The organism is Streptomyces sp. NPDC028308 (genome assembly GCF_055565855.1).
On sequence record NZ_JBVHTO010000011.1, the window covers coordinates 171,814 to 192,393 of the forward strand.

The 20,580-nt window shown below is 69.9% G+C and carries 15 protein-coding genes and 1 pseudogene; 9 read left to right on the top strand and 7 right to left on the bottom strand.

Going from position 1 to position 20,580, the window contains the following annotated elements; translation table 11 throughout:
- Nucleotides 1-203: 203 nt before the first annotated feature.
- On the bottom strand, nucleotides 204-767 hold the full coding sequence (locus ACZ4VA_RS25800; RefSeq protein ID WP_468082598.1) for a hypothetical protein: 564 nt from the start codon (nucleotides 765-767) through the stop codon (nucleotides 204-206).
- 615 nt (nucleotides 768-1,382) lie between these two features.
- Between ACZ4VA_RS25800 and ACZ4VA_RS25805 the strand changes: the two genes are divergently transcribed.
- Nucleotides 1,383-1,646 carry a helix-turn-helix transcriptional regulator gene (locus ACZ4VA_RS25805; RefSeq protein ID WP_468082599.1) on the top strand — a complete coding sequence of 88 codons (264 nt, stop codon included), beginning with the start codon at nucleotides 1,383-1,385 and terminating at the stop codon, nucleotides 1,644-1,646.
- Between the two features lie 209 nt (nucleotides 1,647-1,855).
- A complete protein-coding gene (locus ACZ4VA_RS25810; protein ID WP_468082600.1) occupies nucleotides 1,856-2,698 on the top strand; it encodes a DUF6083 domain-containing protein in 843 nt (280 codons plus the stop codon).
- A 468-nt stretch (nucleotides 2,699-3,166) separates the two neighbouring features.
- On the opposite strand, the gene ACZ4VA_RS25815 is transcribed toward ACZ4VA_RS25810, so the two are convergent.
- Nucleotides 3,167-3,397, bottom strand: coding sequence for a hypothetical protein (locus tag ACZ4VA_RS25815; RefSeq protein ID WP_468082601.1), 231 nt, complete (start codon nucleotides 3,395-3,397; stop codon nucleotides 3,167-3,169).
- A gap of 332 nt (nucleotides 3,398-3,729) precedes the next feature.
- Between ACZ4VA_RS25815 and ACZ4VA_RS25820 the strand changes: the two genes are divergently transcribed.
- Nucleotides 3,730-5,025 (top strand): hypothetical protein, encoded by a 1,296-nt coding sequence (locus ACZ4VA_RS25820; protein WP_468082602.1) that lies wholly within the window; start codon nucleotides 3,730-3,732, stop codon nucleotides 5,023-5,025.
- A 312-nt stretch (nucleotides 5,026-5,337) separates the two neighbouring features.
- Entirely contained in the window at nucleotides 5,338-6,249 is a 912-nt protein-coding gene (locus tag ACZ4VA_RS25825) for an ETEC_3214 domain-containing protein (RefSeq protein ID WP_468082603.1), read from the top strand.
- 71 nt (nucleotides 6,250-6,320) lie between these two features.
- Here the strand turns inward: ACZ4VA_RS25825 and ACZ4VA_RS25830 are convergent, their stop codons facing one another.
- Complete coding sequence (locus ACZ4VA_RS25830) at nucleotides 6,321-6,788, bottom strand: hypothetical protein (RefSeq protein ID WP_468082604.1); 468 nt, start codon at nucleotides 6,786-6,788, stop codon at nucleotides 6,321-6,323.
- Nucleotides 6,789-6,805: 17 nt separating this feature from the next.
- On the opposite strand from ACZ4VA_RS25830, the gene ACZ4VA_RS25835 reads away from it, so the two are divergent.
- On the top strand, nucleotides 6,806-7,696 hold the full coding sequence (locus ACZ4VA_RS25835; protein ID WP_468082605.1) for a hypothetical protein: 891 nt from the start codon (nucleotides 6,806-6,808) through the stop codon (nucleotides 7,694-7,696).
- Nucleotides 7,697-8,051: 355 nt separating this feature from the next.
- Here the strand turns inward: ACZ4VA_RS25835 and ACZ4VA_RS25840 are convergent.
- Both ACZ4VA_RS25840 and ssd read right to left on the bottom strand, forming a co-directional pair.
- Nucleotides 8,052-9,020 (bottom strand): annotated as a pseudogene (locus ACZ4VA_RS25840) (TadA family conjugal transfer-associated ATPase); the annotation flags it as partial.
- Between the two features lie 149 nt (nucleotides 9,021-9,169).
- Entirely contained in the window at nucleotides 9,170-10,264 is a 1,095-nt protein-coding gene (gene ssd / locus ACZ4VA_RS25845; protein ID WP_355779556.1) for a septum site-determining protein Ssd, read from the bottom strand.
- 573 nt (nucleotides 10,265-10,837) lie between these two features.
- Here ssd and ACZ4VA_RS25850 point away from each other — a divergent pair.
- Nucleotides 10,838-11,671 (top strand): HAD family hydrolase, encoded by an 834-nt coding sequence (locus ACZ4VA_RS25850; protein ID WP_355779558.1) that lies wholly within the window; start codon nucleotides 10,838-10,840, stop codon nucleotides 11,669-11,671.
- Nucleotides 11,672-12,091: 420 nt separating this feature from the next.
- Here ACZ4VA_RS25850 and ACZ4VA_RS25855 read toward each other — a convergent pair whose 3' ends face one another.
- Entirely contained in the window at nucleotides 12,092-12,916 is an 825-nt protein-coding gene (locus tag ACZ4VA_RS25855) for a Fic family protein (RefSeq protein WP_355779561.1), read from the bottom strand.
- 100 nt (nucleotides 12,917-13,016) lie between these two features.
- Here ACZ4VA_RS25855 and ACZ4VA_RS25860 point away from each other — a divergent pair, with 100 nt between their 5' ends.
- Complete coding sequence (locus ACZ4VA_RS25860) at nucleotides 13,017-14,018, top strand: ATP-binding protein (protein ID WP_356163803.1); 1,002 nt, start codon at nucleotides 13,017-13,019, stop codon at nucleotides 14,016-14,018.
- A gap of 3 nt (nucleotides 14,019-14,021) precedes the next feature.
- Here the strand turns inward: ACZ4VA_RS25860 and ACZ4VA_RS25865 are convergent, their stop codons facing one another.
- The gene (locus ACZ4VA_RS25865) at nucleotides 14,022-15,293 is read right to left on the bottom strand and encodes a polysaccharide deacetylase family protein (protein WP_355779567.1); all 1,272 of its coding nucleotides are present in this window, start codon (nucleotides 15,291-15,293) and stop codon (nucleotides 14,022-14,024) included.
- A gap of 339 nt (nucleotides 15,294-15,632) precedes the next feature.
- Between ACZ4VA_RS25865 and ACZ4VA_RS25870 the strand changes: the two genes are divergently transcribed.
- Nucleotides 15,633-18,032, top strand: coding sequence for a bifunctional SulP family inorganic anion transporter/carbonic anhydrase (locus ACZ4VA_RS25870; protein ID WP_468082606.1), 2,400 nt, complete (start codon nucleotides 15,633-15,635; stop codon nucleotides 18,030-18,032).
- A 403-nt stretch (nucleotides 18,033-18,435) separates the two neighbouring features.
- Nucleotides 18,436-20,436: an acetate--CoA ligase gene (gene acs / locus ACZ4VA_RS25875; RefSeq protein ID WP_355779574.1), complete on the top strand. Its 2,001-nt coding sequence runs from the start codon at nucleotides 18,436-18,438 to the stop codon at nucleotides 20,434-20,436.
- Nucleotides 20,437-20,580 lie beyond the last annotated feature (144 nt).

The following is a 20,580-nucleotide window of genomic DNA, read 5'->3' on the forward strand; positions in this document are numbered from 1 at the left end:
CGACATAACCGCCAAGCTCCGTCGAACGATCATCGCGACCCGATTTGTGCCCATCGACGCCGGTCAGCCCACAGATACCGAAATCCGCGCCGTGCAAGAGCCATGAGCCTCAGCCAGCGCAAACCTGACATGGCGATTAGTCAGAACGGCGAAAGTCGAGCTTCACCGGACGGGCGGGAAAATACGAGGTCGTTGGCTCGATGTCATCGTTGTGCCGGTACAAGAGTCCAGTGCAGGTCGCCTGAGCTCGGGCAGATCTGCCACGCTTCCAGAACACCGCTGTCTGTCAGGCGGCTCATCGCGCCGAGGAGTTCTTGAACAGGCATACCGCAGTTACGCAGGACTTGGTCACACTCGCGTAGTCCCGCTCCTGACCACGGATCGCTGTGAGCCATGAGATAGACGCCCAGCAGCCGCTGGCGTGGCTCCGCCACACCCATCCGCACCGGGCTCCCCCTACGCAATGCCCAGTCCGCAGCCTGCCGTCGGTCGGGGCGGGCGGGCGGCTGGGCCAGCAGCGCGGCATCGCGCAGCTGCGCGGCAATCCCTCCCGTTCCGGGGCCGTCCACCCTGTTCAGCCACCGCGTCTGCCCCAGCTCGCTGCAGGCTTCCGCCGCGTCGATGCCAAGACTTCGCAGCATGCCCCTGGGGAGAACGACCCGCATCCACGTGTTCATGCGCAGCGCGCACTGAAGGGCGAGAAGCCTTGAATCGGCGGATGCGTCCGCGGGAAGGGCCGCTGCCAGGTAGCTGAGGATCTCGCCCACTCTCACGCGCTCGCCCGGCCCCCTCGCGGGCCGGGGTCGGCGCGGTCGTTCGGAGGACGGACGGAGGGAACCGGCGAGCACGGTGTCGGGAACGACGGCGGCCTGGTCTGTTGCGGCGGCGCACGCACCGCAAGCGTCGGCCAGGCGCCATACCCGGCCACCGCGTTCGCAGGCCAGGAGCAGGCGGATGGGCCCGTCGCACCCGCGGTGGCGGCGGTGCCAGCGGCAGCCGCGTTCATGGCAGTGGCACGTCCGTAGATGAGGTGCTCGCAGATCACCGCGGGCGTGCCGGGCAAGGTGAGCCAGTGCGGCCGACCGGGCGGAGGCCGCGGTGACCGGCCGACTGGCTAGGGGGCACTGCTGGCATGTCATGACCAGTCGGCCGGCCTGGGACCGCAGCTCCACCGTCCAGGCACGCGGCGCCGCAGAACACGCCGTGCGCAGTCGCATGGACAAGCGCGCCTCCTTCCCGATCCCGCACCGGACCCTCCTCACCTGTGGCGGGCGGCGGCCACCGTAGTGCAGACATCTGCACTCTCGCCGCCGAGGCCACCGGGAGAAATAGGGCAGAGGTCTGCACTGACAGGGCAGGGGTCTGCACCGTCGGATGGGCGGGTGACGATCTTGCCGCCCGATCCGGACCTCGACGCGCTACGGCTGGAGCTGGCGCGGCTGCGGGCCGCCCGCGGGTGGAGCTACGACGAGCTCGCGGCCCGCAGCGGCCTGGCCAGGCGCACTGTGATCGAGATCGAGCAGGGGCGCACCGTCGGCACGCTCAAGACGTGGCACGCCCTCGCCCATGCCTTTGACACGCCGTTCGACGAGCTCTTCGCCACCCTCTGTCGCGGACACGAGCCGCCCCGGGGCACCGACGGCTGATCGGAGGGCGGCGTGGGCTGCCGCGAATCACCCGAACCGGCAGTGGCACATCGAACGCGCGATCAGCCGTTCGCACTGTTGTCGCCCCGCTTTGGGCTGCCCGGGGGACCCGGCGGGCCGGGTGCTGTCGACGCGGCGTGTTGGCTGGCAGCTTCGCCCGCATGTGCTCTTCGCCTCATCCTTCTGCGCGGCGCTGGGACGGCAGCCGCGTGAGCGCCCTACCCCGCAGGTCCTTGCGGGTCGACCCGGAGGGCGTCAGCCGGCTGCTGCGCTGCGGCCAGACCGCGTCCTGCCGCGAGTGCGGCAATCCGGTCGAGTGGTACGTGCGCAGTAACGAGCGCCGGGTGCGGCTGCATCCGCACGAGATGCCCGCCAGCCGGGTGCCGGAGTCATGCCGCTGGCACGTCAGCTCCGGCGTCGCTCATCCCTCGGGCGACGGAAGCAGCTGGTGCCGCCTGCCGCACGCCGTGCTGTGTCCCGCGCGTCCGGCACCGCCGGAGGCACCGCAGCTGTCCGGGCTGCGGCGCTGTCTTGCGCTGCGCACGCGCAGACTGCTGGATGCCGGGGTCTTCGCCCCGTCGGCGGCACCGGCGCCGAACGGCCCGCGACCGGGTGAGGAGGTCTGCCGCCCGGCCAGGCCCGTGGTGCAACTGCTGTACCTGCGCTACCTGGCGGCCTGCCCCATCGAGGAGATCCAGTGCGTCACCCAGACCCGGCGCCGCGAGCGCTGCAGCGCCAAGGTGCTCGGTTCTGGTGCTCCGCGTGGCGTGTGGAGTCTGGTGCCCGTGAGCGTGCAGCGCGGTCAACTGGCGCTGCCGTCGGACGTCATGGCCGTCTACAGCCTGTCCGCGCTGCCGTATCAGGAGCAGTTGCGCTGGCGCAGCCAGAGGTGCCTTCAGCATGACGCCACCCCCACGGCCGGTGATCTCGCCGTAGCCGACTGGGAGCCCTTCGACCCGCTCCGCCACCACGAGCACATCCACACGCGCCTGCCCGCACACCGGCGCCGTCCCGGTCCCGGCAGTCCCGCACCGCGGCAGGCCCACTCGTGACGATGCGCCAGTACGCCGTCGAGATCTCCCTGACCAGACCCGCCACTGCCCGGGAGCTCGACCGGGCACGTCGCAGGATGTCGTTCGCGGCGAACGCCGACCGCACCCGGCTGATGACGGTGCACAGCGGCACGAGTCCGGGCCGCGCCCTGCACCGGCTGCGGCGCCGGCTGGACGATGTTCTGCCGATCGACGTGCTGACCACGCACTACCCAGATCGCGATGGCCGCGTCCTGCTCAATGTCGACCTCCCCCAGGACGTCGATGCCGCGATCCGCCGGGAGGCGGCAGCCAGCGGCCGGCGCCCTCGGGACGTCCTGAGCGAGCGGATCACGACCGGTCTCGCCCGCGAGCGACGCGAGAGGCGTCACCGTCTTGAGTCGCAGTTGCACGGTCTACTCTCCCAGCACACTCCGCAAGACGTGCTGGCTTGCGCGGCCGCGCTCCTTTCGAGGACGCCGGACTGCGTCAGCCCGCCCAGCCCACGTCGATCACCTCGATGCCGCCGAGGAACGCGGTGAACGACACCCACGAGCGGGGCCCGAACACCACCGCCGCATGCCACCCGCCGGGCTCTGGCCACGCGCGCGGCCGCACCACCGCCGCGGCAATCGTCTCCATGACCTCCTGCCGTCCCTCCGGCGGCAGTTCATCCAGCGCATCCTCCGCCTGGATGGCCAGATCAACCTCGTACGGCACAACGCACCCCCGTGCTCGTGATCAGCGAAGCCCACACCGTACGGGCCTGCGGCCGGTCACGCGCCGGCCTGTGGATAACTTGCGGCGCCCGGCTTCGGGCACCTGCCCCCCGCGCGGCGGCTTGGCCCGCGGCCACGAGCGACTGTCCGGCGACGCACCCACTGTGCCCTGACCGTGCCGGTGTGCCGGCGGTGGGGACGGGCAGCCAGCTCGGGCGCTATGGCCGTCGTCAGGCCTTCCCGGGTCGGTGCCGCCCGCGAAAACCAGTCGGTGTTGTCAGTGTGACCATCCATCCTGGAAGTTCACCTGATGACAAGGACTCTGGATCGACCGTGACGTTGAACTTCGAGGCAGATCAGCCAGTAGTAGGGCTAAAGAGACAGCAGGCGCTGATCAGAGCCGTCCTCGGCGCGAGCAGCGCAGACGAGTCGCGTTGGCTGGAGTGGAAGTCGCAGCATGACGTGTCGAAAGCCGAGGGAGCCTTCGCCGTCTCGAAGGCGGTCCTCGGGTTCGCCAACCGCTCGCCTGATGTGGCAGCTCGGTGGGCCGACGGCCATGCCTACCTCTTGGTAGGCGTTGATGAAAAGGCCCTCTACGGCGTGACGCCACACGACATCGAGAAGGTCGACTCCTGGCTGGGGCGTTATCTCGGCGACTTCGACCGCTACCAGTTCACCTACGTCCCGTTCGACAACGGTGAAGGAACGCAGCAGGTCATGCTGGTCGATGTCTTCCCACCACGTTGGGGTGACCCGATTCACACACTGCGCAAGGAGTTCCAGAATTTCTACCCGGGAACCGTCTTCCACCGGTATGCGGGCAAGACCCAGCCTGCCCGGCCACCCGAGATCGAGGCTCTCACCGACCGCGCCCGACGCGCGGCTCAGCGGATCGACGTCACCGTCGACCCCGCCAACGCGACGATCGCCGTGAACAGCGCGCTTGACGGAGTCCGCCAGGAGGCACGGAATCTGCTCCAAAAGGGCCTGCTGAGGCAGCTGGACGAGCCGCAGCCCAAACCTCCTCCCTTTGGCCCCATGAGCGGCCTGGTCGGGACTCCGGAGCGCCGATCCCGCGAAGAGTTCCGAGACGAGGTGGAGGAGTTTTTGGACGCCTTCGAGGCCACTATGGATCTGTCGCTCGCACGCGAGATCGACCGCATCGGCTCACCCTTGCGCCTGAGACTGGCCAACCCCGGGGAGACATTCATCGAGCAGGTCGAAGTCATTCTCAGGATTCCCGACACGGTGCAGGCCTGTCTCGTCGCTGAGGAGGAGGTGGACTGGCCCACCCCACCTGTGACCTTCGGATCCCGGGGCTTTCACAATCTGACCAGCACCCTGGGTCCCGTCGGGTACTTCAACTACGCCCGGACGGACTCCCAGTATCCAGAAATGGAGTACGAGGACGGCCACTTGGTCATCCGCTACCCGGCCGTAGACCTGCGGCCGCACGCCACCATGACCTTGGATCCGGTGGCTCTTCACAGCACGAGAGAGGCATCGGAGCCTGTCCAGGTCGAGTGGTGTGCCACTGCCACAAACGTGAGTGGGACTGTCCGAGGAAACCTGTCCATCCCCGTACAGCGGATGGACATCAGCTACCGCCTGCCGCACGAGATGTTCTGACCGGGCCCGACCACACGCCGAAGCCCCGCGCCAAGGCCTCATCCTCGAGGCCGGCTTCACGAGTCACCCAGTCCAAGGACCTTGCAGCTACGCGAGCCCTCTTGGGACGGGAGCGGCGGAGTTCCGGGCTGACTGCGGACTGCTCGCCTCGGGCAGCTGCACCCAGCTCAAGTACATGCGACTTTTCGTATGCAGAGAACGCCTGTACCCGCACGCCCAGTTGCGCTGTACATCCCCGGCGGCATGCGCCTGACCTGCTTGGCCACCCACAGCAGACTGCTGCGGACCTGGGGCATACGGCATTCTTCAGCGATGAAGCCCGATCCCGAGCCCTGGTACAGCACCACCCTCAACCTCTGGACTCTGGCAGGAGTGCTGGTCGCTAGCTGGACCCTTATCAAGACCCTGACTGAAGGGTGGCGCCGTACCGTCGGCCGCCGGCTCTATGCCACCATCCGCCTGCGCAAGATCGCGCCAGGCGTCAGGCACGACTATGTCGAGTCCCTTTTCGGTGAACCGACATGGCAGTCAACGATGCACTGCACGCGGATTGCCCCGGCAGAGGAGCGCGAAGGAGCCGACGCCGAGGGGCGGCAGGTAGAACTCACTGTCCGGACCTGGCTTTTGTCGAAGCTCTGCTACCTGGTCACATGGTGCGAGGACGACATCGTGGTCATGTACGGGATCACCACGGCCAGCTGGTGGTTCCGGCCCTGGGTGCGGGTCCATGAAACGCGTATCCGGCTGGGAAAGAGCACCTTCGCGGATCTCGCCGACAATGCCGTCATCCATCGAGCCTGGCTCGGCAACCGCCGCTTCGGCTACTTCGAGGAGCACTACTTCGGCAACGTCGGCGGTTACCGATCGTGGTACCTCGGAGTCAACGATTTCGGCTACAACGCCGTCCCCCTCGCTGATGACTGGTTCGATCTCTCAGACCTCTCCCACACAGTGCTCCTGCCCGATCGGCGTGAGGCATACCGGGCCAAGGCTCCGATCAACACGGTTGTCGTCAGCGGCAATGCCCTGTACGAGGAGGTCCAGGACGGCACCTTCTTCGGCATCTCCCTGGGCGTCGATCAGGACCTGGTCCGACTGGCCGATCCCGAGTACCACGTCCTCGACAGCCGGATCGGTAGCGCCCACCGGCGCATCCGGGCGTGGCGCGGGACCTGGAGCTATCACCGCTGGGAGAAGGAGCAACAGGCCCGGCAGGACCAGTGACGGTGCTGCGCGCTGGGTGCGGACAGGCCGTCGCAGCTCGAGCCGCCCGTACCCAGCCAGATCGGGGAGCATCACTCGCGGGCAGGCCCTTGAGTGCTGATCGGCGTCGCGGTGGCCCTTCCACCATCTTCTTGACAGCGCTCGACCTCGTAGACGCAGGAGGTCGGCGGTACCCGCTGCTCGGAGCTTCCTCCGTCCTGTCCCTGCAGGAGGAGCACGAGAAGCGTCACGACGACGGCCCCCACGGTGAGGGGAGTTGCCAGATCCTTCCACTTGTAGGCCGCGTAAGCGGTCAGCAGACCGACCAGGAGCAAGACAACGAGGTCTAGGTCGACGTGCCAGGTATCCATCCCTGCGCCTCTCGGCTCGGGCCTGCTCACAGCACTGTCCAGGCGGGGAGCGAGCAGGCTCTGCTCGTAACCCCTGGGCGGAAGTGCCAGGAGCCCTGCGCTAAGGCTCGCGACGATCACCGCCAGATCCTGGCCGACAAAATCGGGGGTTTTCTGCAGGGCGACGGAAAGCCATCGGACACCGGGCACTTTGCGATAGTGGACAGGTGGCGTCGGGAGCGTTGACCAACCAAGGCCTCGTCCTGCGAGACCTCTACGGGTGGCCGGGGTGGGTAATCGAGGTCGATATCAGCTGGCGGACCTGGAGCGCCGGGGAGGTTCGGGACATCCCTCCCCCGCGCACCAGGCGCAACGCCCGGCGGCCATGCGACGACCCTGAGCTGGTACAGCGGATCAAGAAGGCTGCCGAGGCGTCCTATGAGGCGCCCCGCAGCTCGATCTGGCTTGTCTCACTGGGACTTCCCTCGCCCCACGGGAAGAAGAAGAACGGGGTGCGGCTGCGCGCCGAGACCATCGCAACCCTGTACGGGTACGCGCTGCGCCTTGGGCTCTCTCCCAAGCGCGCTATCTCCGAGGTCTACGGGCTCCCAGTCACAGAAGCGCCCGGGGAACGTGCGCAGTACTCCCGCAAGTTGGAGCGGTGGATCGAACAGGCCCGCAAGACGGTCAATCCGGTCACCGGCCGGCCGTACCTGTCGGCCTACGACTCCGAACGGCACGCGCCGCGATTGTGGCCCATCGGCCGAGGGCACCCGCTCGAGCCCCGCCGCGCTCAGCCAGCGCTGCCGGAACCGGTCCGGGAGGGACCATACGTCGGGCACACACTGACCTTGCGAGTAACGCGGACGCCGCCGCCCGCGCGACAGGCCGAGGAGGCTCACGAGCAAGGGTGGCGACTGATCGGGCCGGACCTGGTCGTCGAGGGGCAATGGTCGAACGGCGAGGACCCGCCATCCCTTCCACTGCTGCGGGGAGTCAGCCCCGGTGAGACGCCGCTCCGGGTGCAGTCTCTGGTCAAGAAACTGGAAGAGCGCTACCCCGGAGCCAAGGTCCTGGCAACCGTCACCGCGCAGGCGATGGGCAACCCGGCGACGTGAACTGACCTTGGCGAGCGCCTGTCGATGACAACCTCCTAGACCCGGAGCTGGCCTGTGAGGCGGAACACAGTCATCTTCTCCGTGAACGCTGCAACCGCGCAGCTCAACCAATTCCTCACCATGATCACAGCCCCGAGCGGCATCACCTCCAGCAGTGCTCACCTCCACCCTTGGCAGAGCGGCGCACGAGGAGACGGCTCTACCCCGCTGCCCCGCTACCTGCTGGGAGCGGGTACAAGATTTCCACGCCCGCCGGACCACAATCACCCTGGGTGAGCGCACTGAAATCTTTCGTGCGCTACTGAAATCTCCACTGAAATGAATCTTGCGCTACTGAAATCTTCAGAGCCATCCGACACCCGCCTTCATGCCCCGTGTTCAACGCGGCCAGCAGGGACACCACTTCGGGGCCCCGCACTTCTCCGACGACCAGCCGGTCCGGTCGCATGCGCAGCGCCTGCCGCACCAGATCCGGCAACTCGACCTGGCCCACGCCCTCCTGGTTCGCGGGCCGCCCTTCGAGACGGACCACGTGCGGATGGTCGGGCCGCAGTTCGGCCGAGTCCTCGGCGAGCACGATCCGCTCACCGGGGCCGACCAGCCCCAGCAGGGCACTGAGCAGCGTCGTCTTGCCCGTCCCCGTCCCCCCGCTGATCAGGAACGACAACCGGGCGTCCAGCAGGGCCCGGAGCACCCGGTCGCCGCCGGGTGGGACCGTCCCCGCCGCCACCAGCTCGTCGAGCGTGAAGGCACGCGGGCGGACGACCCGCAGCGAGAGGCAGGTGGAGCCGACGGCGACCGGTGGCAGGACCGCGTGCAGCCGGGTGCCGTCGGGCAGCCGGGCGTCCACCCAGGGACGGGCGTCGTCGAGCCGTCGGCCGGCCACCGCCGCCAGTCGCTGGGCGAGGCGCCGTACCGCCGCCGCGTCCCGGAATGAGACGGTCGTCAGCTCCAGGCCCCCGCCACGATCGACCCACACCCGGTCCGGCGCCGAGACGAGGACGTCGGTCACCGACGGGTCCGCGAGCAGCGGATCCAGGGGGCCGCTGCCGACCAGTTCGGAGCGCAACTCGTGTGCGGCGCCCAGTACTTCCGTGTCTCCGAGGACCTGCCCCTGTGCGCGCAGCGCCTGGGCCACCCGCGCGGGTGTCGGCTCGCCCCCGCTCTCGGCGAGCCACTGCCGCACGCCGTCCAGCAGCCGCGCTGACCCGCCCGCGCCCGCGCCACCACCGGGACCCGCCGCCACGTACGCGCCCGCCCCACCACCGGGACCGGTATCGACTCCCGTGCCCCTCCCCCGGCCGATGGTCGGGCCCGCGCTCATGCCCGGCATCCCTCCGGAACCGGCACTCGCCGCCCCTCCGACTCCCGGTCCCACGCCCGAGCCGTCCGCGACCCCGCGCACCCGGTGCCCCGTACCGGAGACCCCGTACGCCCCGAGCCGCTTACGCTCGCCGATCCTCTGAGGCCGGCTCATACGGCACCCCTTTCGGCCGGCACGCGCTCCCAGAAGGCCGTGCAGAAGCGGGCGAGCGGGCCTCGTGCGGCGCCACCCGGCGGTACGCCGCCGTCCGGACGGGGGTGCTCGGCGGGGACCTCGCCGACCAGGGGAAGTCCCAGCAGGCGGGCCACCTCGCGGTCGTCCAGTCCGGGTGCGTACGGCCCGCGCACCGCGACGCGCAGGTCGCGCAGCACCATGCCGACCGCCGACGCCACCCGTCCGGCCGACGCGATCGCGCGCAGCTCGGCGGGGACGACCAGTACTCCCAGGTCCAGTTGGGCGAGTGCCTCCGCGGCGCCCTCGTCGATCCTTCGCGGCAGGTCGACGACGACCGCGCCGCCGCGCCGCCTGGCCGCGGCGAGGACGGCCCGGACCGCCGGGGGCGGGACGGTCACCGCGTCGCCGCGGTCCCAGCTGAGGACCCGCAGGGCGTGCAGCTCGGGCAGCGACTCCTCCAGGGCTCCGCCGCCGACCCGGCCGCGGGAGGCGGCGAAGGCCGGCCAGCGCAGGCCCTCGGCCGTCTCTCCGCCGAGGAGCACGTCCAGTCCGCCGCCCAGCGGGTCGGCGTCGACCAGCAGCGTGCGCCGTCCTTGCCGCGCGGAGGTGACCGCGAGGGCGCAGGCCAGTGTGGAAGCCCCGGCACCGCCCCGGCCGCCGATCACGCCGACGGTGAGCGCGGGCCTGCCGACGCCCTCGGCCACGTCGGCGATGCGGTCGACCAGCCACCGCTCCCCGTCCGGAAGCATCAGGACGTGGTCGGCGCCGATCTCCACGGCCCGCTGCCAGACCCCGGAATCGTCCTGATCCCGCCCGACCAGCACCACGCCCCTTCTGCGGGCGGCTCCGCGCACCCGGGCCGCCGCGTCGTCCCCGACGAGGACAAGCGGAGCCGCTTCCCATCCGCCGCCGCGCTCCGGTACCCCCGGGTGGACTTCGGGCCGGGCGCCCGCCGCCGCGCACAGGCGCAGCAGGTCGTCCAGCAGTTCGACGTCCTCCGTGACGATCAACGGTCCGCCCTGCCGCCCCTCGGCGGTGGGCGGCCGGCCGTGGGTGATGGCTCCGGCCACGATCTCCAGCCCCCTTCGATGCTGCCTCGGCGGGGCGTGGAACGGCCCCGCGATTCCTTCATGTGTGAAGAGCCGGCAACCGGCCCCCATATGAACGGCCGATACGAACCGGCCAAAACGCGTCCGACAAACGGAACCGGCCATGAACTCGCCGCGAGTGGTCGCGCTGGAATCACGGTGCAACGAACACGGAAATCTTGTGGATCTTGGTGGATAACTGTGGACAACTCAGAGGCTGTGAATATCGCCGTCACTCTCATAGGTGACCTCTGTACAACTTCCGCAGAGCAGTGGTACGACTACGCGCAGTAACGGATCATGGGCACGCGTCGACAGGCCCGAGAAGTGGGCCCGGATGCGGACAGACTGCGAACGTAAAGGGAGAAACCCACCCGGACATGCGACGACCCCCGCCGGGGGGGAGAGCGGGGGTCGTCCCCACGGCCGACTCGGGGGGGGGAGGAGTCGGGCCGGGTTAGCACGGTCGCGAACGATCCGTGACTTCCATGGTGTACCCGAGAGCCCTCTCAGGCAAACCCACGCGCCCCACACTACGCCGAATGGTGGGCGCCTATGCTCTGCCTCGTGGAAAACCACTCCTTGCCCCGTACAGCTGCCTTCTTTGACCTGGACAAGACGGTCATTGCGAAGTCGAGCACCCTCACGTTCAGCAAGTCGTTCTACCAAGGCGGGCTGATCAACCGAAGGGCCGCCCTGCGCACCGCCTATGCCCAGTTCGTGTTCCTGGCGGGCGGCGCCGACCACGACCAGATGGAGCGTATGCGGAAGTACCTGTCCGCCATGTGCCGCGGCTGGAACGTCCAGCAGGTCAAGGAGATCGTCGCCGAGACACTGCACGGGCTGATCGACCCGATCATCTACGACGAGGCCGCGTCCCTCATCGAGGAGCACCACACGGCGGGGCGCGACGTCGTCATCGTGTCCACGTCGGGCGCGGAGGTGGTCGAGCCGATCGGCGAACTGCTCGGTGCCGACCGCGTGGTGGCGACCCGCATGGTCGTGGGCGACGACGGCTGCTTCACCGGCGAGGTGGAGTACTACGCGTACGGCCCCACCAAGGCGGAGGCGATCAAGGAGCTGGCCGCGTCCGAGGGGTACGACCTGTCCCGCTGCTACGCCTACAGCGACTCGGCGACCGACCTGCCGATGCTCGGCTCCGTCGGCCACCCCCACGCGGTGAACCCGGACCGCACGCTGCGGCGCGAGGCGGTCGCCCGGGGCTGGCCGATCCTGGACTTCCACCGTCCGGTCCGGCTGAAGAAGCGCCTGCCGGCCCTGTCGGTGCCGCCGCGCCCGGCGCTCGTCGCCATGGCCGCGATCGGCGGCGCCGCGGCCACGGCGGGGCTGGTCTGGTACGCGAGCCGGCGCCGGACGCCCGCCGTGTGACGGCGGCGACCAGCAGGCGACGAGGTACGGGAGTTGCGGCGCGCGAAACGCCGCCCCATTCACACCGCTTTAGGGCTAAAAGTAAAGAAGTACGGCCAGGGGTTCCGCTTCCTCCGAACCTGGAGTACAAAGAAGTTAACGGCCCGCGAGACCAAGGACATCCGAGAGGATCACCTTAGAACGCACCAAGGCCCCACGGACCGAGCATGGACACCAGGCACCCACGCGACGTCGACCCGTCGATTACGGGCCAGCCGCACCAGGTGACGGGCAAGAGTTCCCGACCTGATGGGCAACACTCGAGGACGCTTGGTAACCCGGTGAACATGCCAGCGGCGGTACGAGAACTCGTACCGCCGCAACCCTGTCCGGGTAGTTTTCCGCCCTCCCAGGGAGGGCGTTTTTCATGTGCCGCGACTCCTAGGCCGCGCCGCGCTGCAGCGCCTCGCACACCGCGGTGGACTCGCGGGCGCCGAGTTCGACCGCCTTGCCGCAGTGCGCGATCCAGGCCGCCATGCCCTCCGGGGTGCCGGATGCGTAGCCGTCGAGGGCCGCCACATAGGCGGCCCGGCCCAGTTCGCCGTGGCCGACCTCGGCCGGGCACACGGATTTCGGGTCCAGGCCGCTGTTGATCAGGACGATGCGTTCCGCTGCCCGCGCCACCAGGCCGTTGTGCGAGCCGAACGGCCGCAGGGCCAGCAGCTCGCCGTGGACGACGGCCGCCGTCACCAGGGCGGGCGCCGAGCCTCCGGCGATGACCAGCCGGGAGAGTCCTTCGAGGCGGCCCGCGACCTCGTTCGCGTCCGGCAGCGGCAGCTCGACCAGCGGCTCGTCGACCGGCTCGCCGTCCTTGCGGGGCCGCCCCACCTCGTCGGCGTTGTCGGCGGCGGCCACCAGGTGCAGCCGGGCCAGCACCCGCAGGGGCGACTGGCGCCAGATGGAGAGGAGCTGGCCCGCCTCGGCCGTCAGCCGCAGGGCCGAGCCGACGGTGCGGGCCTCGCCGTCCCCGCTGAAGTCGGTACGCCGCCGCACCTCCTCGAGGGCCCAGTCGGCTCCGGAGAGCGCCGCGGAACCGCGCGCGGCGCGCAGTGCCGCCTCGGACGTGATCTCGTTGCTGCGGCGTCGCATGATCCGGTGTCCGTAGACCCGGTCCACGGCCTTGCGCACGGACTCCACGGACTCGGCCACTCCGGGCAGCGAGCCAAGGGCCGCGAGCGGATCTGCGGTCGCGCCTGTCGTACTCATGAGTACGACCCTACGCACCCCGGCCGCCCTCCCCACGAAGGAGTGGTCTTCTTCACGTCCACGCGCGCGTGAGACCCCTCTCCGCACTATCTTCCTGAACATGAAAATTGCTTTCGTTGGGAAGGGTGGCAGCGGCAAGACCACGTTGTCCTCCCTCTTCGTCCGCCACCTGGCGGCCGCCGGCGCCCCCGTCGTCGCCGTGGACGCCGACATCAACCAGCACCTCGGGGCCGCGCTCGGGCTCGACGAGGACGTGGCGGCGGGCCTGCCCGCGCTGGGCGCGCACCTGCCGCTGATCAAGGACTGGCTGCGCGGATCCAACCCTCGGATCGGCTCCTCCGAGGTGATGATCAAGACGACGCCGCCCGGGGAGGGCTCCCGGCTGCTGCGGGTGCGCGAGGACAACCCGGTGTACGACGCCTGCGCGCGGCCGGTGGAACTCGACGGCGGCACGGTCCGTTTGATGGTCACCGGCCCCTTCACCGAAGCCGACCTCGGGGTCGCGTGCTACCACTCCAAGACGGGCGCGGTCGAGCTGTGCCTGAACCACCTGGTCGACGGCCGCGACGAGTACGTGGTGGTCGACATGACGGCGGGCTCGGACTCCTTCGCCTCCGGCATGTTCACCCGCTTCGACATGACGTTCCTCGTCGCCGAGCCGACCCGTAAGGGGGTCTCCGTCTACCGCCAGTACAAGGAGTACGCCCGCGACTACGGCGTCACCCTGAAGGTCGTCGGCAACAAGGTGCAGGGCCCGGACGACGTCGACTTCCTCCGCGCCGAGGTCGGCGACGACCTCCTGGTCACCGTCGGGCACTCCGACTGGGTGCGAGCCATGGAGAAGGGCCGGCCGCCCCGGTTCGAGCTCCTGGAGGACGTCAACCAGCGCGCGCTGCGCACCCTGCGGACCGCCGCGGACGCCACGTACGAGCTCCGTGACCCGGAGCGCTACACGCGCCAGATGGTGCACTTCCATCTGAAGAACGCCGGCTCCTGGGGCAACGCGAAGACCGGGACGGACCTGGCGGCGCAGGTCGATCCCGGCTTCGTCCTGAGTGAGGACGCGGTGGCGGCCGTTCCGGCCCTCGACGCGACCGTGTAGCCGTTACGGCTGGAAGGCGGGGGCCCCGGGGACTCCCTTGGGAGCCGGGGCCGGGCTGCCCGAGAGGTACGAGGCCCAGCTCTCCTTAGGGGCCTCGCCGACCTTGAGGCCGCGCAGCTTCTCCAGCGTCGCCGGGTCCTGCGCGTCGAGCCAGTCGGCCAGCTGCCGGAAGGACACGCACCGCACCTCGGACCTGGTGCACACGCCCTCGATGACCTGGTCCAGGGCGCGCATGTACGTGCCGCCGTTCCAGGACTCGAAGTGGTTGCCGATGACCAGGGGGGCGCGGTTGCCGTTGTAGGCGCGCTCGAAGCCCTGGAGCAGTCCGTCACGCATCTGGTCGCCCCAGTACTCCTGCTTGGCGGGGTCGCCCTGGGTCGTGGTGCCCGACTGGTTCACCATGAAGTTGTAGTCCATGGTGAGCGTCTCGAAGCCACGGCCCGGGACCGGGACGAGCTGCATCGACAGGTCCCACAGCCCCTCCTTCTTCTTCGGCCAGACCTGGTCGTTGACGCCGCTGGTGTCGTAGCGGAAGCCCAGCTGGCGGGCGGCGCGCATGAAGTTCTTCTGCCCCTCCAGGCAGGGGGTGCGGGCGCCGATGAGCTCCTTGTCGTAGTCGAAGGGCAGCGGGGCGGCCTTCATCAGACCGGTGTTGGTCTTCCACGACTTCACGAACGACTTCGCCTGGGCGATCTCGCTCTTCCACTCCTTGACCGACCACTCGCCGACCCCGCCTCCGCTGCCGCAGAAGTGGCCGTTGAAGTGGGTCCCGATCTCGTTGCCCTCCAGCCACGCCTGGCGCAGCTGCTTCACGGTCTCCTTGATGCCCCGCTCGTCGTTGAACCCGATGTCGGAGCGGCCCGGCGAGTGCTGCGGGGGCCTGTAGAGGTCGGCCTTGTCCTCCGGCAGCATGTACACGCCGCTCAGGAAGTACGTCATCGTCGCGTTGTTGTCCTTGGCGACCTCGCGGAAGTGCGAGAACAGCTTCTGGCTGTCCTCCCCGGCGCCGTCCCAGGAGAAGACCACGAACTGCGGAGGCTTCTGGCCGGGCTTCAGCCGCTCGGGTCTGGGCAGGTGCGGCTGCGCTCCGGTGTACGCGGTCGAGCCGTCGCCGATCAGGCGGAACGCCTTCTTGGGCGCCGGGGCCGCGGCGGGCTTCCTGGCACCGTGCGCGCCTTCCTCGGAACCGGTGGTGCCGGTGGCGCAGCCGGCGAGTGCCGTGGCGCAGGCCGCGGCGAGCGCGACACCCGCGGCGATCCTCTGGGTGGTGGCCATCTTCCGCCCACCTTCTTCCTTCAGTCAGGGCAACGCTGCTCAGGGCGTTCTCGGGGTGACGTGCAGGGGCGTGCCGTCAGCGCCGTCAAGGTCGCACGGACTTCCGGGGAGATTTGTATGACAAGCCGATGAAAATCAGCATTCACTCGCGTGAGTGATTTACTGCCCCATTTGCCGGTATCGCCCACACGTGCCCTTTACTTAGCATTACGATCCATTTACCGAGCGTTGAATCATCCCGCCGCTGCACGCCGTGACCCACGGCCGCGACCCGCCCCCCGCCACCGAGCGGGGGACCACCTGTTCCGCGACCGCGCTGCCCCGGAGGAGACGGGAAACATGTCTGCCTGCGTCCCCACCCGCGCCGCCGACCCGACTCGGCCCGCGCACCCCCACCAGTCCCACAGCCCCCCGCCGACCCCGCCCCGCCGGTTCCGTATCGCCGGCGCCGACGTGTCGGCCTCCATCGCGGTCTTCCTGATCGCCCTCCCCCTGTCCCTGGGCATCGCCCTCGCCACCGACGCGCCGCTCCAGGCGGGACTCGTCGCCGCGGCAGTCGGCGGGCTCGTCGCCGGACGGTTCGGCGGCTCCCCGCTCCAGGTGAGCGGCCCGGCCGCCGGCCTCACGGTGGTCACCGCCGAGCTCATCCACCGCTACGGATGGCGTACGACCTGCGCCATCACCGTCCTCGCGGGCGTGGCCCAACTGGCCCTCGGCTGCCTGCGCGTGGCACGCACCGCGCTCGCCGTCAGCCCCGCCGTCGTCCACGGCATGCTCGCCGGCATCGGCCTGACCATCGCCGTCGCGCAGCTGCACATCGTGCTCGGCGGCACCCCGCAGAGCTCGGTCCCGGCCAACCTGATCGCGCTGCCCGCGCAGTTGGCTCAGCTGCAGCCCGCGGCCGTGTCGGTGAGTGCCCTGACGCTGGTTCTGCTGCTGGCCTGGCCCCGGCTGCCCGGGCGGGTCGGGAGCGCCCTGCGCAAAGTCCCCGCCGCGCTCGTCGCCGTCGCCGGGGCCACCGTCACCGCCTCACTCGCCGGGCTGCGCCTGCCCATGGTCGACCTGCCGTCCTGGAGCAGCCACGCGCTGGCCGGGATGCCCGAGGGTCCGGTCCTCGGTCTCGCCGCCGCCGTCCTCACCGTGACCCTGGTGTGCAGCGTGCAGTCGCTGCTGGGCGCCGTCGCCGTGGACAAGCTGGTGGCCGGGCGAGGGGACGGGCACGCCCACGTCGGCCGGTCGGACCTCGACCGTGAACTGCTCGGACAAGGCGCCGCCAACGTGGTGTCCGGAGCACTCGGCGGACTGCCGGTCGCCGGAGTCGCCGTACGCAGTTCGGCCAATGTCAACGCCGGTGCCGTCAGCCGGAACTCCACGATGCTGCACGGCGTTCTCGTAGTGATCGCCGCGTTGCTGCTCGTCCCGTTCCTGGAGCTGATCCCGCTCGCCTCGCTCGCCGCCCTGGTGATGGCCGTCGGCGTCCAGATGGTGTCCCTGCACCACATCCGCACGGTCACGCGCCACCGCGAAGTGCTGGTGTACGTCTTCACCACGCTCGGCGTCGTGGGCTTCGGCGTCCTGGAAGGCGTGGCGATCGGAGTCGCCGCGGCCGTCGGTGTCGCCCTGCACCGCCTCGCCCGCACCCGGATCACGCACGAGGAGAGGGAGGGCGTCCATCACGTCGGTGTGCGCGGGCAGTTGACGTTCCTCGCCGTGCCGCGGCTCAGCCGAACCCTGCATCTGGTGCCCCGCGGCTCCTCGGTCGTCGTGGAGCTGGACGGCTCCTTCATGGACCACGCGGCCTACGAGTCGCTCCACGACTGGCAGAACACGCATCTCGCCCAGGGCGGCAAGGTCGAGATCGCCGGGCGGCGGCCCGGGACCCGGATCGCCGAGCCCACGGACGGCTCCCACTGCCGGTGCCGTCCCTGGACCCCTTGGCGCAACCACCACTGCGAGCCCGGCACGAGCCCGCAGGCCATGGCGGCCGACGGGCACCCGGACAGCCCGGGAGACACGGGCGCGGCGGCCGGCTCCCCTCGTCGCAGCCAGCACCAACTGGCCCGTGGCATCAGCGCGTTCCAGCGCAACACCGCGCCCCTGATGCGCAGTGAGCTGGCCCGCCTCGCGCGGGAGGGACAGCGGCCGTCGCAGCTCTTCCTGACCTGCGCCGACTCACGGCTCGTCACGTCGATGATCACGTCCAGCGGCCCCGGCGACCTCTTCGTCGTGCGCAACGTGGGCAACCTCGTGCCCCCGCCCGGCGAGGAGAGCGGGGACGATTCGGTGGCGGCCGCCATCGAGTACGCGGTGGACGTGCTGAAGGTGCGGTCCATCACGGTGTGCGGGCACTCCGGGTGCGGCGCCATGCAGGCCCTGTTGAACTCCGAACCGGGCGGGGCGCAGACGCCCCTGAAGCGCTGGCTGCGGCACGGAACGCCCAGCCTGGAGCGGATGGCCACCGCCGAGCGGGCCTGGCCCCGGCTCGCCGGCCGGGCCCCGGCGGACGCGGTGGAGCAGCTCTGCCTGACCAACGTGGTGCAGCAGTTGGAGCATCTGCGGGCGCACGAGTCCGTGCGCCGCGCCCTGGAGGCGGGAGCGCTGGAGCTGCACGGGATGTACTTCCACGTGGGCGAGGCGCAGTCGTACCTGCTGACCGGTGCGGACGCCGGTTCGGGCTCCGACGGGACCGAACTGTTCGACCACGTCGACGCCCCGGAGGACCTGCGCAGTCCCGCGTGACCCCGGCGCGGGGTGCAGCCGCCTGGACCGACCCGGCCGCACCCCGCTCGCCACAGCCTCGCCTCGACGCTCGTACGGGCGTGACCTCGACCCCGTACGGACCCGACCCCGTAGGGGCCCAATCCCCGTACGGCCAAAGCGTCCGCGCCCCGGCCTCCCCTTCGCCCTCTCCGCGACGACACCCCTTCCCTGAGCACCGCCCGGTCGGCGCCGTCGCGTCGGTGCGACCGGGCGAGATCGAGCGGGGTTCTCCGCGGCGCCGTCGGCCCCTTGCGGCCGGCGCGGCGCAGACTGAACCCGGCCGCCCGTCCGTCCGTGCCCCTGAGTGACCCCACAGCACCTGAATAGGTCTAAACCAATTTGGGATCGGCCCTTGTCATCGGGCCCCCCGGTCTGATGAGCTGTGGCCTGGGACACAACGGACACCCTGGGAAAGGGAGATGTCGTGAGCAACGAAAGCCTGGCCAACCTGCTGAAGGAAGAGCGCAGGTTCGCGCCGCCCGCCGACCTGGCCGCGAACGCCAATGTCACCGCGGAGGCGTATGAGCAGGCCAAGGCTGACAGGCTCGGCTTCTGGGCCGAGCAGGCCCGTCGGCTGACCTGGGCCACCGAGCCCACCGAGACCCTCGACTGGTCGAACCCGCCGTTCGCCAAGTGGTTCAAGGACGGCAAGCTCAACGTCGCGTACAACTGCGTGGACCGCCACGTGGAGGCAGGTCACGGCGACCGGGTCGCCATCCACTTCGAGGGCGAGCCGGGTGACAGCCGCGCGATCACCTACGCCGAGCTCAAGGACGAGGTGTCCAAGGCGGCCAACGCGCTGACCGAACTGGGCGTCCGAAAGGGCGACCGGGTCGCCGTCTACCTGCCGATGATCCCCGAGGCGGTCGTCGCGATGCTCGCGTGCGCCCGTATCGGCGCCGCGCACTCGGTCGTCTTCGGCGGGTTCTCCGCGGACGCGATCGCGGCCCGGATCGCGGACGCCGACGCCAAACTCGTCATCACCGCGGACGGCGGCTACCGGCGCGGCAAGCCCTCCGCCCTGAAGCCGGCCGTGGACGACGCCGTCGGCCGCACCGACGCCGTCGAGAAGGTCCTGGTCGTGCGCCGCACCGGCCAGGACGTCGCCTGGACCGAGGGCCGGGACGTCTGGTGGCACGAGATCACCGCCGAGCAGTCCACCGAGCACACCCCCGAGGCCTTCGACGCCGAGCACCCGCTGTTCATCCTGTACACGTCGGGGACGACGGGTAAGCCCAAGGGCATCCTGCACACGTCCGGCGGCTACCTCACCCAGGCGTCGTACACCCACCACGCCGTCTTCGACCTCAAGCCGGAGACCGACGTCTACTGGTGCACGGCCGACATCGGCTGGGTCACCGGGCACTCCTACATCACCTACGGGCCGCTCTCCAACGGCGCGACGCAGGTCATGTACGAGGGCACTCCGGACACCCCGCACCAGGGCCGCTTCTGGGAGATCGTCCAGAAGTACGGGGTGACGATCCTCTACACGGCGCCGACCGCGATCCGCACGTTCATGAAGTGGGGCGACGACATCCCCGCGAAGTTCGACCTGTCCTCGCTGCGTGTCCTCGGTTCCGTCGGCGAGCCGATCAACCCCGAGGCGTGGATCTGGTACCGCAAGCACATCGGCGGCGACCGCACCCCGATCGTGGACACCTGGTGGCAGACCGAGACCGGCGCGATGATGATCGCGCCGCTGCCCGGGGTCACCGAGACCAAGCCGGGCTCCGCCCAGCGCGCCCTGCCGGGCATCTCCGCGACCGTCGTCGACGACGAGGCCAACGAGGTCCCGAACGGCGGCGGCGGTTATCTGGTCCTCACCGAGCCGTGGCCGTCGATGCTGCGCACCATCTGGGGCGACGACCAGCGCTTCCTCGACACGTACTGGTCGCGCTTCGAGGGCAGGTACTTCGCCGGGGACGGCGCGAAGAAGGACGACGACGGCGACATCTGGCTGCTCGGCCGGGTCGACGACGTGATGCTGGTGTCCGGGCACAACATCTCGACCACCGAGGTCGAGTCGGCGCTCGTCTCGCACCCCTCGGTCGCCGAGGCCGCCGTCGTCGGCGCCGCGGACGAGACCACCGGCCAGGCCATCGTCGCGTTCGTCATCCTGCGCGGGACGGCGTCCGCCGAGGACGAGGGACTCGTCGCCGGCCTGCGCAACCACGTGGGCACCGCGCTCGGCCCGATCGCCAAGCCGAAGCGGATCCTGCCGGTCGCGGAGCTGCCCAAGACCCGCTCCGGCAAGATCATGCGCCGGCTCCTGCGCGACGTCGCCGAGAACCGCGAGCTCGGTGACGTCACCACGCTCACCGACTCGACGGTGATGGACCTCATCCAGCAGAAGCTCCCTGCGGCGCCGAGCGAGGACTGAGTCCGGGCCCGAGGGCCGCGGGACACGGGAAGGGCAACCGGCAGCGCGCGCCGGTTGCCCTTTTTGTCATTATTGTGACGATCACCGGATCCGTCCCGCGGCACCTTAGGTAAGCTAAAGAACACGTCAACATCGTGATACGTG